Raw genomic sequence first — 15,785 nt, forward strand, 5'->3', positions numbered from 1 at the left:
TGAGACCTATTAGGATGGGCTCCATATATAACTGTCAAAGCCATCGCCCCGAGGGGAACGCCGTGAGCGCCAGCAATCCGCTGCTTCAGTCCTACGACCTGCCGCCCTTTTCCGCCATCAAGCCCGAGCACGTCGAGCCGGCCATCGATACCGTCCTGGCCGAGAACCGTGCCGCCCTGGCCAAGTTGCTGGAGACGCAGAAGGAACACCCCACCTGGGCCGGCCTGGTGCTGGCGATGGACGAGCTGAACGATCGGCTGGGCCAGGCCTGGAGCCCCATCGGCCACCTCAACGCCGTGTGCAACAGCGCCGAGCTGCGCGCCGCCTATGAGGCCTGCCTGCCCAAGCTGTCGGCCTATTCCACCGAGATCGGCCAGAATAAGGACCTCTTCCAGGCCTACAGCCGCCTGGCCGAAAGCGAAGAAGCCAAGGGCTTCGACGCCGGCCAGAAGACCACCCTGGAACACGCCCTGCGTGACTTCCGTCTGTCCGGCATCGACCTGCCGCCGGCGGAGCAGCAGCGCTATGCCGCCATCCAGGCGCGCAAGTCCGAGCTGGGCAGCAAGTTTTCCAACCAGTTGCTCGACGCGACGCAGGCCTGGACCAAGCACCTCACCGATGAAGCCGCCCTCGCCGGCCTGCCCGAGTCGGCCAAGGCCCAGCTGCAGGCCGCTGCCCAGGCCAAGGAGCTGGACGGTTGGCTGGTGACCCTGGAATTCCCCAGCTACTACGCGGTGATGACCTACGCCGATGACCGCGCCCTGCGCGAGGAAGTCTATGCCGCCTACGCCACCCGCGCCTCCGAGCAGGGCCCCAACGCCGGCCAGTTCGACAACGGCCCGGTGATGGAGGAATTGCTCGATCTGCGTCAGGAACTGGCACGTCTGCTGGGCTACGCCAACTATGCCGAGCTGTCGCTGGCCACCAAGATGGCCGAGAGCAGTGATCAGGTGCTGGGTTTCCTGCGCGACCTCGCCGTGCGCTCCAAGCCCTTCGCCCAGCGCGACCTGGAAGAACTGCGTGCCTTCGCCGCCGAACAGGGCGTGCAGGATCTGCAGAGCTGGGACACCGGCTATTTCGCCGAAAAGCTGCGCCAGCAGCGCTATTCGCTGTCCCAGGAAGAGGTCCGCGCCTGGTTCCCGGTGGACAAGGTGCTCTCCGGCCTGTTCGCCACGGTGCAGAAGCTCTATGGCATCGAAATCGCCGAATTGCGCGATTTCGAGAAGTGGCATCCGGACGTGCGCCTGTTCGAGATCAAGGAAAACGGTACCTCCATCGGCCGCTTCTACTTCGATCTCTATGCCCGCGCCAACAAGCGCGGTGGCGCCTGGATGGACGGTGCCCGCGACAAGCGTCGCGATGCCCAGGGCCGGCTGATCGATCCGGTGGCCTACCTGGTCTGCAACTTCACCCCGGCCAGCCCCGGCCAGCCGGCGCTGCTCACCCATGACGAGGTGACCACCCTCTTCCATGAATTCGGCCACGGCCTGCATCACCTGCTGACCCGCGTCGAGCACGCCAGCGTCTCCGGCATCAACGGCGTGGCCTGGGATGCGGTGGAGCTGCCCAGCCAGTTCATGGAGAACTGGTGCTGGGAGCCCGAGGGCCTGGCGCTGATCTCCGGTCACTACGAGACCGGCGAGCCGCTGCCCCAGGCGCTGCTAGACAAGATGCTGGCGGCGAAGAACTTCCAGTCCGGCCTGATGATGCTGCGCCAGCTGGAATTCTCGCTGTTCGACTTCGAATTGCATGCCAGCCACGGCGACGGCCGCAGCGTGCGCGAGGTGCTGGAAGGCATCCGCGACGAGATCTCCGTGGTACGGCCGCCGGCCTACAACCGCTTTCCCAACAGCTTCGCGCACATCTTCGCCGGCGGTTATGCCGCGGGTTACTACAGCTACAAGTGGGCCGAGGTGCTGTCCGCCGATGCCTTCGCCAAGTTCGAGGAAGAAGGCGTCTTCAATCCGCAAACCGGTCGGGCCTTCCGTGAAGCCATCCTGGCCCGCGGCGGCTCCCAGGCACCCATGGTGCTGTTCGTCGACTTCCGCGGCCGCGAACCCAGCATCGATGCCCTGCTCCGCCATTCCGGGCTGAGCGAGGAGGCGGCGTGAGCGAGCCGATCCGCAAGAGGTTCATCGCCGGGGCGGTCTGCCCGGCGTGCCAGGCGCAGGACACCCTGAAGATGTGGACCCAGGACGGCACGCCCAACCGCGAGTGCGTCTCCTGCGGCTACAGCGACACCCTGGACGAGCGCGGCAATTCGGTCCCCAAGGAATTGCCGACGCGGGTCAACATCAGTGCGCTCAAGCCCAAGAAGCCCGATCCCAAGGTGCAGGCCGTGCAGTTCTTTCCCAATCCCAAGCTGAAGAAGCCGGAATAGGGAAAGGCGACCTCCGGAAAAGCCGCGCCCGGTCATTCAGGCGCGGCTTTTCCGTTTCCAGGCTGGGGAAAATCGCTCCGCGCAGGGCTTGAGTGCAGGCGAAAATGGACGTCAGCATAGGGGGGTCCCAGGCTTTATCCACAAAAAGCGGATTCGATAGCCAGCCGATCATCTTTTTAAGATATTGATAATAAAGGATTTTTATTTGGTCCCTAACAACGTTTGGGGATTTATCACGGAGTTATACCGCTTTTATCCCCGATTTATCCACAGGCTATAAGTCCGGGAATGACCCGGGAGTCTTTTTCAGTAACCAGACTCCAAGTGGATAACCGCTGCCATCGTCTTCTACGAGGAAGCCGCCGATGCGTACCCTTCTTTCCACTGCAGCCCTCTGTCTGATCGGCAATCTGGCCCTGGCCGCGCCTCCGGATCACGGACCCGGCGGGCCCAAAGGTCCGCACGGACCGGGCTGGCAGGAACAGGGTGGCCCCCATGGCCAGGGACCGGGGCCCGGGTCGCGCGGCCCGGGTCGCCCGGGTGCCGGACCGGCCGCCGGTGGACCGCCGGATCTGGGACCGGCGCGGGAGCGCATCCAGGCACTGCGCGGCCAGATCGGCCGCGGTGGCGACCTGCCGCCAGGACTGCGTCTGGAACGCGGGCACCCTTTGCCTCCCGGGTATGGCCGACCGCTGCCGCCGGGTATCGCCCGCCAGCTGCCGGATTATCCGGGCTACGAATGGCGCCGCCTGGGGACCGACATGGTGCTGGTCGCCGTGGGCACCGGGCTCGTCTACGCCATTCTGCAGGGCGTGCTGGACTAGCCTGACCAATTCTTTTACCGGCAGCCCCCGGACACTGCCGAGTTCACCGCAGGCTCTGGCGCGGTCTCCTCGCGCCGGTTGACCCGACGTAGACCGCCAGCGCGCCGGCGCAGGCGATAAATGGCGAAAGGCCTCTGGCACAGTGCCAGCCCGGATTTCAGTAGAATAGCCGCCGCGCACGGCCGCCTTCCGCCTCCAGACGGTAGGGAAACCGGGCCGCTCCGCATCGGTCTCAACGCCCACCGCTCGCCAAGGATTTCCCATGAGAGCTCTGCCCCGTCTGCTGCCGCTGGCCCTGTTCGCCCTGCTCGTGGGGCACAACGCCCCGGCCCGCGCCGAACCCGGTCTGTTCAATCTGCTGGTCGGCAGCTACACCGCGGGCAGCAGCCAGGGGCTGTATGTCTATCGCTTCAACAGCCGCAATGGTCAGATCGATGGCCCGCTGCGCATCGTCAAGGCGTCCAACCCCTCGTTTCTGACCCTGTCGCGGGATGGCCGGACCCTGTTCGCCGTCAACGAGAATGGCCGGGGTTCGAGCGGCGACAGCATCGGGCGGGTCACTTCCTATCGTTTCGAACCCGGCAATGGCCGCCTGCAGCAGATCAGCCAGGTCAAGAGCCTGGGCGACGAGCCGACCCATTCCAGCCTCAGCACCGACGGCAAGTTCCTGTTCGTGGCCAACTACTCCAGCCTGCCGGAGGGCTCGCTGGCGGTGCTGCCGATCCAGGACGGCGGCGTGCTCAGTCCGGTGGCGCAGATCGAATTCCACCAGCCCAGCGAACAGCACCCGCGCCAGCAGTCCAGCCATGTGCACGCGGCGGTGACGACCCCGGACGGCCGCTTCGTCTTCGCCCCGGATCTGGGCGCCGACAAGGTATTCGTCTATCGCTATCTGCCGCAGCAGCCGGAGCGACCGCTGGTGGCCGTCGAGACGCCCTTCGTGCCGGTGCCGGAAGGTAGCGGGCCGCGCCACCTGGTGTTCAGCGCCGATGGCCGCTACGCCTACCTGACCCTGGAGCTGGCCGGCCAGGTGATGGCCTTCGCCCATCAGGACGGCATGCTACGGCAGTTGCAGAGCTACAGCCTGACACCCCAGGAATTCACCGGCGAGCGGGATGCCGGGGCCCTGCACCTTTCCGGCGACGGACGTTTCCTCTATGTCGCCAGCCGTGGCACGGACAACCAGCTTGCCGTGTTCGCGGTGAATCCCGACGGCACCCTGACCTTTGTCGAGCGCCATCCGGTCAATGGCCTGTCGCCGCGGGAATTCGCCATCGATCCGTCCGGGCGGTACCTGCTGGTGGCCAACCAGAAATCCAACCAGCTCAAGGTCTTCGCCCGGGATCCCGACAGCGGCAAGCTCGGCGATGAACTGCAGAGCCTGGACGTCGGTGCTCCGTCCGACCTCAAATTCGTCGCGGTACCCTGATGACCCACTTCGACCGTCTGCACCATGTGGCGCTGATCTGCGCCGACTACGAACGCTCCCGGCACTTCTATACCGAGATCCTCGGGTTGCCGGTGATCGCCGAGACCTATCGCGAGGCCCGGCGCTCCTGGAAGCTGGATCTGGCAGTGGGCACGCATGCCCAGCTGGAGCTGTTCTCCTTTCCCGATGCCCCGCCCAGGCCGTCGCGCCCGGAGGCCCAGGGCCTGCGCCACCTGGCTTTCGCCGTGGCCGACCTGGACGCCACCGTCGCCCACCTGCAGGGCCATGGCGTGGTCACCGAGCCGATCCGTACCGACGAGCTGACCGGCAGGAGATTCACCTTTTTCGCCGATCCGGACGATCTGCCACTGGAAGTCTACGAGCGCTGAGTTCGGCTCAGGTCGCCAGCCGTGCGCCGGCCAGGGACTCGCGCGGCATCTCCAGCTCTTCCAGCAGCCAGTCGAGAAAGCGCTGCACCAGCCGCTGGCGCCGCTTGCGCTCGGGCAGGATGGCGTAATAGCCATAGCGCGAGGTGGCCAGTCCGGCGAAGGGGCGACAGAGCAGTTCCTGCCGCAGCAGATCGTCCACCAGGTGACGCCAGCCGATCGCCAGCCCCTGGCCGGCGATGGCCGCCTGGATCACCAGGGTGTAGTTGTCGAAGCTCAGCACCGCGCCGGACGGCGCCGCGGGCAGGGGCGCCAGGTCCAGCGCCGGCAGCAGGGTCTTCCAGTCGTACCAGCGGCTGTTGGGCGCCGCCTTGAGATGTAGCAGCGGCCAGCGCCCCAGCTCCATGGCGGGCAACGGCGGCTGCCGACCCTGGAGCAGGCGCGGACTGCACACCGGAAAGACCTCTTCGCGAAACAGCGGCCAGGCTTCGCCATGCTTGAAGCGGCCGTCGCCGAAGCCCAGGGTGATGTCGATCTCCGGACCGGGCAGCGGCACCCGGTCGCTGGTGACCAGGCTGACGTCCAGCTCCGGGTGGCGGGCATGGAAGCGCGGCAGGCGCGGCAGCAGCCAATAGGCGGCGAAGGCGAAGTCGGTAGCCACCTGCAGGACTTCATGGGCAGGCCGGGCGGTAACCAGCCGCACCCCCTCGTCCAGGGTGGCGAGACCGGCCTCGACGTATTCCTGCAGCAGCCGTCCGGCCTCGGTGAGCAGGATGCCGCGATGGACCCGGTCGAAAAGGCGGACCTGCAGCTGGGCCTCCAGGCGCTTGATCTGCTGACTGATGGCCGGCTGGGTGGTGCCCAGTTCGCTGGCCGCCGCGGTAAAGCTCAGGCGGCGCGCCACCACCTCGAAGGTGCGCAGGCTGTCCAGCGCCAGGGCAGGGCGGTCGGCTGGGAGGGTGGCGTCCAAAAGGGCTTTCCCGTGGCGATCAGACATAAGTCCAGCTTATCCGAAACATCACTCCAGATGGCCTTCACGCAGATTTTTCGGCATCGGATGATGGACTACCCATAAGCAACCTTGATCCTAGCGGAGACGCTCTTGTCCAAGCCGATGAACATCCTCTTTCTCATGGCCGACCAGATGGCGGCGCCCATCCTGCCGCTGTACGACCCCGCCTCGCCGATCAAGCTGCCGAATCTGCAACGCCTGGCCGAGCGCGCCGTGGTGTTCGATTCCGCCTATTGCAACAGCCCGCTGTGCGCACCCTCGCGCTTCACCCTGGTGAGCGGCCAGCTGCCCTCGAAGATAGGCGGCTACGACAACGCCGCTGATTTCGCCGCCGACATCCCTACCTATGCTCACCACCTGCGGCGCCTGGGCTATCGCACGGCGCTGTCGGGCAAGATGCACTTCTGCGGACCGGACCAGTTGCACGGCTACGAAGAGCGGCTGACCAGCGACATCTATCCCGCCGACTACGGCTGGGCGGTGAACTGGGACGCGGCGGACGTGCGCCCGAGCTGGTACCACAACATGTCCTCGGTACTGCAGGCCGGACCCTGCGTGCGCACCAACCAGCTGGATTTCGACGAAGAGGTGGTCTTCAAGGCGCGTCAGTACCTCTACGATCACGTGCGTCGCGGCGATGACCAGCCGTTCTGCCTGACCGTGTCCCTGACCCACCCGCACGATCCCTACACCATTCCCCGCGAATTCTGGGACCTGTACAACGAGGTCGACATCCCGCTGCCGGAAGGCGCCATTCCCCAGGCCGAGCAGGACCCCCACAGCCAGCGCCTGCTCAAGGTGATCGATCTGTGGGACAAACCGCTGCCCGAGGCCAAGATCCGCGACGCCCGCCAGGCCTACTACGGTGCCTGCAGCTATGTCGACGCCCAGGTCGGCCATCTGCTCAAGACCCTGGAAGAGTGCGGTCTGGCCGACGATACCGTGATCGTCTTTTCCGGCGACCATGGCGACATGCTCGGCGAGCGCGGACTCTGGTACAAGATGCACTGGTTCGAGATGGCCGCGCGGGTACCGCTGCTGATCCACGCGCCCGGCCGTTTCGCCCCGGCGCGGGTGCAGGCCTCGGTATCGACCATGGACCTGCTGCCGACCTTCGTCGAGCTGGCCGGCGGCCAGCTGCCGGAGGAGCTGCCGCTGGACGGTCGCTCGCTGCTGCCGCACCTGGAAGGCCGGGCAGGGCACGATGAGGTCATCGGCGAATACCTGGCCGAGGGCACCGTCAGCCCGCTGCTGATGATTCGTCGCGGCGCCTATAAGTACATCCATTGCGAACTGGATCCGCCGCTGCTGTTCGATCTGCACAACGATCCGCTGGAGCGCGAAAACCTGGCCGCCAGCCCCGACTATGCCGAGCTGCTCGCCAGCTTCCAGGCCGAGGTCCGCCAGCGCTGGGATCTGGCGCGCCTGCACGGCGAGGTGCTGGCCAGCCAGCGGCGGCGGCGCTTCGTCGCGGCGGCCCTGGAGCAGGGCGAGCGGACCAGCTGGGATCACCAGCCCTTCGTCGATGCCAGCCAGCAATACATGCGCAATCACATCGACCTCGACGACCTGGAGCGTCGCGCCCGCTACCCTCAACCCTGAACCGCTAACTGGAGCACGGCCATGAAACACGGAATCATCGCTACCTTCACGCTGGCCCTGGTCAGCCTGTCGGCCCAGGCCGAGGACCAGGCCTGCGCAACGGTTCGCCTGGCCGATCCGGGCTGGAGCGACATCGCCGCCACCAACGCCCTCACCGGCGCGATCCTGAGTGCGCTGGGCTATACCGGCAAGGTCGAGACCCTGGCGGTGCCGATCATCTACGGCGGCATGCGCAACGGGCAGGTGGATGCCTTCCTCGGCAACTGGATGCCGGCGCAGCAGGCGCACTATGACCAGTTCGTGAAGACCGGGCAGGTCACCGAGCTGGCGCAGAATCTGGTCGGGACCGAATTCACCCTGGCGGTGCCCACCTATGTCTGGGAAGGCGGGGTGAAGAGCTTCGACGACCTGGCCAAGCACGCCGACCAGTTCGGCAAGAAGATCTACGGCATCGGCGCCGGCGCGCCGGCCAACCAGTCGCTGCAGAAGATCATCCAGGACAACGAATTCGGCCTGGGCGGCTGGCAACTGGTGGAGTCCAGCGAGCAGGCCATGCTGTCCCAGGTCGGGCGGGCGGTGAAGCGCGACAAGTGGGTGGTCTTCCTTGGCTGGACGCCGCATCCCATGAACGTCGACTACCCGATCAAGTACCTGACCGGGGGCGACAAGTATTTCGGTACCGCCGGCACGGTGAACACCCTGACGCGCAAGGGCTACGCCGAACAGTGCCCCAATCCGGCCCGGCTGCTGACCAACATGAAGTTCACCCTGGACATGGAAAACGCCGTCATGAGCGCCGCGCGGGACAAGGGCGGCAGCTACGACACCGCCGCCAGGGCCTGGCTCAAGGCCCATCCCCAGGTGCTGGAGCCCTGGTTGCAGGGGGTCACCACCCGCGACGGCCAGCCCGGCCTGCCGGCGGTACAGAAAGCGCTCTGACCGCTAATTCTCCAAGCGCTACTTGAGCCCGAGTCGCCGCGCCAGGCGGGCGAGGTTGGCGCGGTCCAGCCCCAGGGCGGCGGCGGCCAGGGTCCAGTTCTGCCCATGCTGTTCCAGGGCCAGGGTAATGGTCTGCCGCTGGAAGGCCTCCGTGGCTTCGCGCAGGGAGGCGGCGGGCAGGGCGGGATCCTCGTCGGGCAGGGCCGTGCTGCCCAGTGGCAGGCCGAGCTGATCGCTGTCCAGGGTCAGGATGCCGCCGCGTTCCTCGCTGCCGGCATGGGCCTTGAGCGCCGCCCGGCTGATGAGGTGAGAGAGTTCGCGCACGTTGCCCGGCCAGTCGTAGGCCAGCAGGGTCCGTTGCGCCGCGGGGGTCAGCCGGAGGCCGCGCAGGCCCAGGCGGGCGCGATTCTGCTCCAGGTAGAAACCGGCCAGGAGCAGGACGTCGCGGCCACGCTCGCGCATGGCCGGCACGGCCAGCGGATAGACGCTCAGGCGATGGTAGAGATCGGCACGAAAGCGCCCGGCACGCACGCAGTCGGCCAGGTCGCGATTGGTGGCGGCGATGATGCGCACGTCCACCTTGAGATCGCGATCCGAGCCCAGCCGCTGCAACTGGCCGCTCTGCAGCACCCGCAGCAGCTTGGCCTGCACCGTCAGTGGCAATTCGCCGACTTCGTCGAGAAACAGGGTGCCGCCATCGGCCAGTTCGAAGCGCCCGCGGCGTTCGCTGATGGCCCCGGAAAAGGCACCGCGCACATGGCCGAAGAGTTCGCTTTCCACCAGCGCCTCGGGCAGGGCCGCACAGTTGAGGCTGATCAGCGGCCGCTGCTGGCGCAGCGAGCGCGCGTGCACGGCTTCGGCCACCAGCTCCTTGCCGACCCCGGTCTCGCCGGTGATGAGCACGGTCAGATCGCTGGCCGCCACGGTCTCGATCTCCTGGCGCAGGCGCAGGCTGGCCGGACTCTGGCCGATGAGTTCGCGAGGCCGCTGGTGCCCCACCGATTGCTGATAGGCCACGGTCAGCTCGTGCTCGCTGACGATGCGCGCGGAGAGCTGGCCGATGCGCTCGGCGGCGGCCACGGTGGCGGCGGCCAGCCCGGCAAAGGCCGCCAGGGTGGTGAGATCCCCGGGCTGGGCGTTCTGCGCCTGCAGCGAATCCAGGGTCAGCAGGCCCCAGAGCTGGTCCTGCACATAGAGTGGACAGCCCAGGCAGTCGTGGACCTCCAGATGCCCCTGCACGCCTTCCACCAGCCCATCGTAGGGATCGGGCAGGTCGCAATCGAGGGCGAAGCGGGTGGGCGCGCGACTCGCCAGCAGCAGCGCCAGGCGCGGGTGCTCGCCGACCTTGAAGCGGCGGCCCAGGGTATCGGCCGCGAGCCCGCGCACCGCCAGGGGCACCAGCACCTCGCCATCCAGGCGCAGCAGGGCCACCGCATCAAAGGGCAGGACCTGGCGCAGGGCGTCGAGCAGGTTGGCATAGCGCTGCTGATCGGGCAGGTCGCGGGCCAGATCCGCCACCAGTGGCACCATGGCTTCGAGCAGGGTGGTACGGGTCAATTTGACCTCGGCGAGTCATAGGGACCTGGTCATTATGACCAGGTCCCCGGATAAAAGACTGATCTAGCGCAGTTTTTTGGTTGGCACGACTCGTGATACGACCAGGGCAGTCCTGTTTGGAGATCCCTGCCATGCTGTCATCCGACCAAAAAGCCATCATCACGGCTACCGTCCCGCTGCTGGAAACCGGCGGTGAAGCCCTGACCCGGCATTTCTACGCCAAATTGCTGGGCGACAACCCCGAGATCCGCCCGCTGTTCAACGGCGCCCACCAGGCCAGTGGCGCCCAGGCGCGGGCGCTGGCCCGGGCGGTACTCATGTATGCCCGCTACATCGACCGGCTGGACACCCTGGGACCGCTGGTGGAGCAGATCGTCAACAAGCACGTCTCGCTGCAGGTGCAGCCGGATCACTATCCCCTGGTGGGCATCGCCCTACTGCAGAGCATCCGCGAAGTGCTGGGGGCCGAGGTGGCCACCGATGCCGTGATCGACGCCTGGGCCGCCGCCTATGGCCAACTGGCCAATCTGCTGATCGGCGCCGAGGAACACCGCTATGCAGCCCAGGCCGAGGCGCCCGGTGGCTGGCGTGGCGGGCGGCCGTTCCGCATCGCCCGGATCGAGCCGGAAAGCGAAGAGATCAGCTCCTTCTACCTGGAGCCGGTGGACGGCCTGCCCACCAGCATCGCCCAGCCCGGCCAGTACCTGGGGCTGAGTGTGATCCTCGATGGGGTGGAATACCGGCGCAACTATTCGATCTCGGCGGCCAGCGATGGCCGTGGCTACCGGATCAGCGTCAAGCATCAGCCGGGTGGGGTGGTCTCGCGCTTCCTGCACATCGATGCCCATGAAGGCAGCGTACTGCAGGTCTTCGCACCGGCCGGTGAATTCGTCCTGCAGGATTCCACCCGGCCGCTGCTGCTGATCGCCGGCGGGGTCGGCATCACGCCGTTGCTGCCCATGGTGTCGGCGGCGCTGCCCAGCGGGCGACCGATCCAGCTGATCCACTGCACCCGCCACGTCGGGGTGCAGGCCTTCGGCCACTGGCTGGAAGAGCAGGCCGCCCACCATCCGCAATTGCAGCTGTACTTCTGCTACAGCGAGCCGGTGGCGGAAGAGGCCTACGCTTCGCGGCTGGACCGGGCGCGCCTGCAGCGCTGGTTGCCCAAGGGTCGCGACCTGGACGCCTACGTCCTCGGCCCGCAGCCCTTCATGGCCCAGGTGCGGCGTGATCTGCTGGAGCTGGGGGTGCCGGAGCAGCAGATCCGTCACGAGTTCTTTGGTCCCGCCACAGATCTCTGAAAGCAGAAACGCCCACGGTCTGGCGATCGTGGGCGTTTCTTCGAGAGCCAGGGTGCCGTCTCTGAGCGGCGCCCTGCCGTCAGCGACCTAGCGACGCTGGTAGACGATTTCCTTGCTACCACCTTCGCAGCTGCCCACCACCTTGGCGGAGGCGCTGGCGCTGCCCTTGTCCACCACCTCGAGACTGTAGTGCGCTACCTGCTTGGCCTGCAGCTTGGCATCGATATCGGCCTTGACCGTGTCGCACGAGGTGCCAGCGGCGAAAGCACCGCTGCTCAGGGCCAACAAACCGAGGGTAATCACGACTCTACGCATCTTGCCTGTCCTTTTGCGAGGGAGGGAGGTCTTGAGTATCTACTCAGCTGGCTTCGATACGGAAGCCGATCTTCAGGGTGACCTGATAGTGCGCCACCTTTGCGTCCTGGATGTGACCGCGGATTTCACCCACTTCGAACCATTCCAGGTTCTTCACCGACTTGGACGTCTCGGCGAGGGCATTATTAATGGCGTCCTCGACACTGGTGGTGGAAGAGCCAACGATTTCCAGCTTCTTGTAGGTGTGATGATCGGACATGAAAATCTCCTGGGTCAGCAATGACGGGCGCTGCAGCGGATAACCGGCAACGCGTTGACCGGTGTCGCGGTCGACTCGCCGGGAAGGGTGCTTCTGACATTTGAGGCCGCGAAAGGCCCCGATAAGTTCACTGCCCAGGCTCTCGCCCACCGCTTTGCAGCACTTTCCAACGCCTCGGTAGTCACATTTCCTGAATCCGTCCATCCCAGGAGGTTGTCATGGCCCGTAACACCGATTACCAGGCGTCAATCGCCAGCATCGAGAACGAAATCAACAGCCTGCTCGACTCGCTGGCATCGCTGAAGAAGAACGCTGCACGCGAATCCCGCAGCAGCCTGAATTCCTTCAAGAGTACCGCTCGCGAAGCCCTGCATCATTCGGGCGATTCGCTGGAAGAAGTCTATGACGACGTGCGTCGTCTGACCCGTCAGTACGGTCGCGCCGCCAGTGGCGTGGCTCGCGAACATCCCTGGGCCACCGTCGGCATTGCCGCTGGTGTGACCGTCCTGGTCGGCTGGGCACTGCTGCGCGGCGACCACTGATCGTGGCAGTCCGAGGCATCCCAAGGGATGCCTTGGGCGCTAGCGCTCGGCCAGCTCGTTTCTGAGCCAGGCCGCCAACCGCTCCACCCGCTCATCCGCCAGCCGACCCGGCGCCCATAGCGCCAACTCCGCACCGGTCGCGGCGAAGCCCCAGGGCGCAACCAGCCTGCCCGCCTTCAGATCCGCCGCCACCAGTGGCTCCGGCGCGATCGCCACGCCCAATCCCGACAGCGCCGCCTCCAGCAGGTAATAGAGGTGCTCGAAGCCCTGCCCGTAATCCAGCACCGGCGCCTCCAGGCCCTGGGTGGCAAACCACTGTGGCCAGGCCTGGGGCCGTGACAGGGTGTGCAGCAGACGTTCGGCCAGCAAGGCCTGCAGGTCGCCTTCCCTGAGCCGCAGATAGGCCGGGCAGTAGGGACTCAGCACCGGCCCGATGCGCTCGGGCGCCAGGTGATAGGGCAGCACGTCCTGTGGCGGCGCCGTCTCGGTGAACAGCAGGCTGGCGTCCAGGCCGGCGGCGGCCAGCGGGGTGTCGTCGGTACGGGTCGAGAGGTGCAGGTGTAGCTCCGGCAGGTCGCGATTGAGGCGATCCAGCCGCGGAATGAACCAGCGCGCCACCAGGCTGCCCGGGCAGCCCAGCACGAACGGCCCCCGGCGACTGCCGGCCTTGAGTTCGGCGCTCACCTCACGCAAGCGCTCGAAGACCTCGCCACTCACCTCGCGCAGGCGCAGCCCCGCCTCGGTCAGCGCCAGCCCCCGGCCTTCGCGGCGAAACAGCGCCACCCCCAACTGTTCCTCCAGGGCACGGATCTGGCGACTCACGGCGCCATGGGTCACGTGCAGTTCGTCCCCGGCGCGGCTCATGCCACCCAGACGGGCGGTGGCCTCGAAGGCGCGCAGGGCATTCAGCGGGGGCAGGTCGCGGGGATCGCTCATCTGTGAGATTTCCTGACGGGTCATCGCGATCTTATCGATTTATCAGCGGCACTCAAGCAGGTAAGGTAGATCCATCTTCGCAGGAGAATCCCATGACCCAGTTTGCTTATCGCCAGGGCCCCGACGCTCAAGGCATGTTCGGCCAGTTCGGTGGTCGCTATGTCGCCGAAACCCTGATGCCGCTGATCCTCGATCTGCAGCGCGAATACGAGACCGCCATGGAGGATCCGGCGTTTCTCGAGCAGCTGGCCTACTTCCAGCGCGACTACGTCGGTCGGCCCAATCCGCTGTACTTCGCCGAGCGCCTGACCGAGCACTTCGGCGGTGCCAAGATCTATCTCAAGCGCGAAGAGCTGAACCACACCGGCGCGCACAAGATCAACAACTGCATTGGCCAGATCCTGCTGGCCAAGCGCATGGGCAAGACCCGCATCATCGCCGAGACCGGTGCGGGCATGCACGGCGTGGCCACCGCTACCGTCGCCGCGCGCTTCGGCCTGCCCTGCGTCATCTACATGGGCAGCACCGACATCGATCGCCAGCAGGCCAACGTCTTCCGCATGAAGCTGCTGGGCGCCGAGGTGATTCCGGTCACGTCCGGTACCGGCACCCTCAAGGACGCCATGAACGAGGCGCTGCGCGACTGGGTGACCAACGTCGCCGACACCTTCTACCTGATCGGCACAGTGGCCGGTCCGCACCCCTATCCGGCCATGGTCCGCGATTTCCAGGCGGTGATCGGTCGCGAGACCCGCGCGCAGATCCTGGAGAAGGAAGGACGCCTGCCTGACAGCCTGATCGCCTGCGTCGGCGGCGGCTCCAATGCCATGGGCCTGTTCCACGAATTTCTCGATGACCAGGACGTCGCCATCATCGGCGTCGAGGCCGGCGGCCACGGCGTCGACACCGACAAGCATGCCTCCAGCCTCAACGGCGGGGTACCCGGGGTGCTGCACGGTAACCGTACCTTCCTGCTGCAGGACGACGATGGTCAGATCATCGACGCCCACTCCATTTCCGCCGGCCTGGACTATCCCGGCATCGGCCCGGAGCACGCCCACCTGCATGACGTGAAGCGCGTGGAATACGTACCGATCAACGACGACGAGGCGCTCAAGGCCTTCCACCAGACCTGCCGTCTGGAAGGCATCATCCCGGCGCTGGAAACGGCTCACGCCCTGGCCGAGGCCTACAAGCGCGCGCCGCACCTGCCCAAGGACCACCTGATGGTGATCTGCCTCTCGGGCCGCGGCGACAAGGACATGCAGACCGTGATGAGTCACCTGGGAGACAAGCTATGAGCCGCCTGGAAACCCGCTTCGCCGCGCTGAAGGCCGAGGGCCGCGCGGCCCTGGTCACCTACACCACCGCCGGCGATCCGGACTACGACACCGCCCTGGCCATCCTCAAGGGGCTGCCGGCGGCCGGTGCCGACGTCATCGAGCTGGGCATGCCCTTCACCGATCCCATGGCTGACGGCCCGGCCATCCAGGCCGCTGCCCTGCGGGCCCTGCAGGCGGGCCAGAATCTGGCCAAGACCCTGGAGATGGTGCGCGACTTCCGCCGCGGGGAAGGCGAGACGCCGCTGGTGCTGATGGGCTACTACAATCCCATCCATCGTTATGGCGTGGAGCGCTTCCTGGCGGAAGCCGCCGAAGCGGGCGTGGATGGCCTGATCGTGGTCGACCTGCCGCCCGAGCACGACGCCGAGCTGGCGCTGCCGGCCCAGGCCGCCGGCATCGACTTCATCCGCCTGACCACTCCGACCACTGATGACGCCCGCCTGCCGCGCGTACTCAACACCAGCTCAGGCTTCGTCTACTACGTGTCCGTCGCTGGCGTGACCGGTGCCGGCTCGGCCACCACCGAGCACGTCGAGGCCGCCGTGGCGCGCCTGCGCCGTTTCACCGACCTGCCCCTGGCCGTCGGCTTCGGCATCCGTACCCCCGAGCAGGCGCGGGTGATCGCCCGCATCGCCGATGGTGTGGTGGTGGGCTCGGCGTTCGTCGACCAGATCGCCAAGGCTGCGTCCTCGGGTGCTGCCATCGACGGCGTGCTTGGCCTCTGCAAGCAGCTGTCGGACAGCGTACGCACCGCGCGCTAGGCCTTCGCCAGCTCTCCAAAAGACCGCTTCAGGCGGTCTTTTTTTATGCCTGGACAACCTGCAAGCTGTGCATAACCCTGTGGGCAGTCTGTTCGCTTTCAACGAAGAGCCGCGTGCCAGAAGGGCTGGACGGGTACTCGGCCTGTTGATCGAATCCGTTACGGCTTGATCCGCCGAGTCAGGCTGCGAACACCGGATC

General features: G+C 66.4%; 16 protein-coding genes. 11 read left to right on the forward strand and 5 right to left on the reverse strand.

Features of this window, described 5'->3' with window-relative positions; all coding sequences use genetic code 11:
- The first annotated feature begins 14 nt into the window (after positions 1–14).
- From prlC to QE444_RS03075, 5 genes are all read left to right on the forward strand, one after another.
- On the forward strand, positions 15–2,111 hold the full coding sequence (gene prlC / locus QE444_RS03055) for an oligopeptidase A (protein ID WP_187980772.1): 2,097 nt from the start codon (positions 15–17) through the stop codon (positions 2,109–2,111).
- Entirely contained in the window at positions 2,108–2,380 is a 273-nt protein-coding gene (locus tag QE444_RS03060; protein WP_158890069.1) for a YheV family putative zinc ribbon protein, read from the forward strand. Before prlC ends, QE444_RS03060 begins: the two co-directional genes overlap by 4 nt.
- A gap of 365 nt (positions 2,381–2,745) precedes the next feature.
- The gene (locus QE444_RS03065; RefSeq protein WP_273860964.1) at positions 2,746–3,204 is read left to right on the forward strand and encodes an anti-virulence regulator CigR family protein; all 459 of its coding nucleotides are present in this window, start codon (positions 2,746–2,748) and stop codon (positions 3,202–3,204) included.
- 262 nt (positions 3,205–3,466) lie between these two features.
- Positions 3,467–4,633 (forward strand): lactonase family protein, encoded by a 1,167-nt coding sequence (locus QE444_RS03070; protein WP_309737326.1) that lies wholly within the window; start codon positions 3,467–3,469, stop codon positions 4,631–4,633.
- On the forward strand, positions 4,633–5,022 hold the full coding sequence (locus QE444_RS03075; RefSeq protein ID WP_064307108.1) for a VOC family protein: 390 nt from the start codon (positions 4,633–4,635) through the stop codon (positions 5,020–5,022). Before QE444_RS03070 ends, QE444_RS03075 begins: the two co-directional genes overlap by 1 nt.
- 7 nt (positions 5,023–5,029) lie before the next feature.
- On the opposite strand, the gene QE444_RS03080 is transcribed toward QE444_RS03075, so the two are convergent.
- Entirely contained in the window at positions 5,030–6,016 is a 987-nt protein-coding gene (locus tag QE444_RS03080) for a choline sulfate utilization transcriptional regulator (RefSeq protein ID WP_273860963.1), read from the reverse strand.
- Positions 6,017–6,133: 117 nt separating this feature from the next.
- Here QE444_RS03080 and betC point away from each other — a divergent pair, with 117 nt between their 5' ends.
- Complete coding sequence (gene betC / locus QE444_RS03085) at positions 6,134–7,633, forward strand: choline-sulfatase (RefSeq protein WP_309741907.1); 1,500 nt, start codon at positions 6,134–6,136, stop codon at positions 7,631–7,633.
- A gap of 21 nt (positions 7,634–7,654) precedes the next feature.
- Entirely contained in the window at positions 7,655–8,572 is a 918-nt protein-coding gene (locus QE444_RS03090) for a choline ABC transporter substrate-binding protein (protein WP_187980775.1), read from the forward strand.
- An 18-nt stretch (positions 8,573–8,590) separates the two neighbouring features.
- On the opposite strand, the gene norR is transcribed toward QE444_RS03090, so the two are convergent.
- Entirely contained in the window at positions 8,591–10,129 is a 1,539-nt protein-coding gene (gene norR / locus QE444_RS03095) for a nitric oxide reductase transcriptional regulator NorR (RefSeq protein ID WP_273860962.1), read from the reverse strand.
- Positions 10,130–10,260: 131 nt separating this feature from the next.
- On the opposite strand from norR, the gene hmpA reads away from it, so the two are divergent.
- Positions 10,261–11,430 (forward strand): NO-inducible flavohemoprotein, encoded by a 1,170-nt coding sequence (hmpA, locus tag QE444_RS03100; RefSeq protein WP_309737328.1) that lies wholly within the window; start codon positions 10,261–10,263, stop codon positions 11,428–11,430.
- Between the two features lie 87 nt (positions 11,431–11,517).
- Here the strand turns inward: hmpA and QE444_RS03105 are convergent, their stop codons facing one another.
- Both QE444_RS03105 and QE444_RS03110 read right to left on the reverse strand, forming a co-directional pair.
- Entirely contained in the window at positions 11,518–11,745 is a 228-nt protein-coding gene (locus QE444_RS03105) for a DUF1161 domain-containing protein (protein ID WP_273860960.1), read from the reverse strand.
- A 43-nt stretch (positions 11,746–11,788) separates the two neighbouring features.
- Positions 11,789–12,004, reverse strand: a complete 216-nt coding sequence (locus QE444_RS03110; protein ID WP_017641514.1) for a dodecin — start codon at positions 12,002–12,004, stop codon at positions 11,789–11,791.
- A 218-nt stretch (positions 12,005–12,222) separates the two neighbouring features.
- Here QE444_RS03110 and QE444_RS03115 point away from each other — a divergent pair, with 218 nt between their 5' ends.
- A complete protein-coding gene (locus QE444_RS03115; RefSeq protein WP_007160170.1) occupies positions 12,223–12,546 on the forward strand; it encodes a YqjD family protein in 324 nt (107 codons plus the stop codon).
- 39 nt (positions 12,547–12,585) lie between these two features.
- On the opposite strand, the gene QE444_RS03120 is transcribed toward QE444_RS03115, so the two are convergent.
- A complete protein-coding gene (locus tag QE444_RS03120; RefSeq protein WP_309737329.1) occupies positions 12,586–13,482 on the reverse strand; it encodes a LysR family transcriptional regulator in 897 nt (298 codons plus the stop codon).
- Between the two features lie 92 nt (positions 13,483–13,574).
- Here QE444_RS03120 and trpB point away from each other — a divergent pair, with 92 nt between their 5' ends.
- Complete coding sequence (gene trpB, locus QE444_RS03125; protein WP_133860257.1) at positions 13,575–14,783, forward strand: tryptophan synthase subunit beta; 1,209 nt, start codon at positions 13,575–13,577, stop codon at positions 14,781–14,783.
- The gene (gene trpA, locus QE444_RS03130; RefSeq protein WP_133860258.1) at positions 14,780–15,586 is read left to right on the forward strand and encodes a tryptophan synthase subunit alpha; all 807 of its coding nucleotides are present in this window, start codon (positions 14,780–14,782) and stop codon (positions 15,584–15,586) included. Before trpB ends, trpA begins: the two co-directional genes overlap by 4 nt.
- Positions 15,587–15,785: the final 199 nt, after the last annotated feature.

This window comes from Pseudomonas sp. SORGH_AS_0199, from assembly GCF_031453735.1.
GTDB lineage: Bacteria > Pseudomonadota > Gammaproteobacteria > Pseudomonadales > Pseudomonadaceae > Chryseomonas > Chryseomonas aestiva.

Coding starts and splice junctions, on each gene's coding strand:
- QE444_RS03090 (WP_187980775.1), top strand. CDS start 7,655: ATGAAACACGGAATCATCGCTACCTTCACGCTGGCCCTGGTCAGCCTG.
- betC (WP_309741907.1), top strand. CDS start 6,134: ATGAACATCCTCTTTCTCATGGCCGACCAGATGGCGGCGCCCATCCTG.
- QE444_RS03105 (WP_273860960.1), bottom strand. CDS start 11,745: ATGCGTAGAGTCGTGATTACCCTCGGTTTGTTGGCCCTGAGCAGCGGT.
- QE444_RS03120 (WP_309737329.1), bottom strand. CDS start 13,482: ATGAGCGATCCCCGCGACCTGCCCCCGCTGAATGCCCTGCGCGCCTTC.
- QE444_RS03115 (WP_007160170.1), top strand. CDS start 12,223: ATGGCCCGTAACACCGATTACCAGGCGTCAATCGCCAGCATCGAGAAC.
- trpB (WP_133860257.1), top strand. CDS start 13,575: ATGACCCAGTTTGCTTATCGCCAGGGCCCCGACGCTCAAGGCATGTTC.
- QE444_RS03080 (WP_273860963.1), bottom strand. CDS start 6,016: ATGTCTGATCGCCACGGGAAAGCCCTTTTGGACGCCACCCTCCCAGCC.
- QE444_RS03075 (WP_064307108.1), top strand. CDS start 4,633: ATGACCCACTTCGACCGTCTGCACCATGTGGCGCTGATCTGCGCCGAC.
- hmpA (WP_309737328.1), top strand. CDS start 10,261: ATGCTGTCATCCGACCAAAAAGCCATCATCACGGCTACCGTCCCGCTG.
- QE444_RS03070 (WP_309737326.1), top strand. CDS start 3,467: ATGAGAGCTCTGCCCCGTCTGCTGCCGCTGGCCCTGTTCGCCCTGCTC.
- prlC (WP_187980772.1), top strand. CDS start 15: ATGGGCTCCATATATAACTGTCAAAGCCATCGCCCCGAGGGGAACGCC.
- QE444_RS03065 (WP_273860964.1), top strand. CDS start 2,746: ATGCGTACCCTTCTTTCCACTGCAGCCCTCTGTCTGATCGGCAATCTG.
- trpA (WP_133860258.1), top strand. CDS start 14,780: ATGAGCCGCCTGGAAACCCGCTTCGCCGCGCTGAAGGCCGAGGGCCGC.
- QE444_RS03110 (WP_017641514.1), bottom strand. CDS start 12,004: ATGTCCGATCATCACACCTACAAGAAGCTGGAAATCGTTGGCTCTTCC.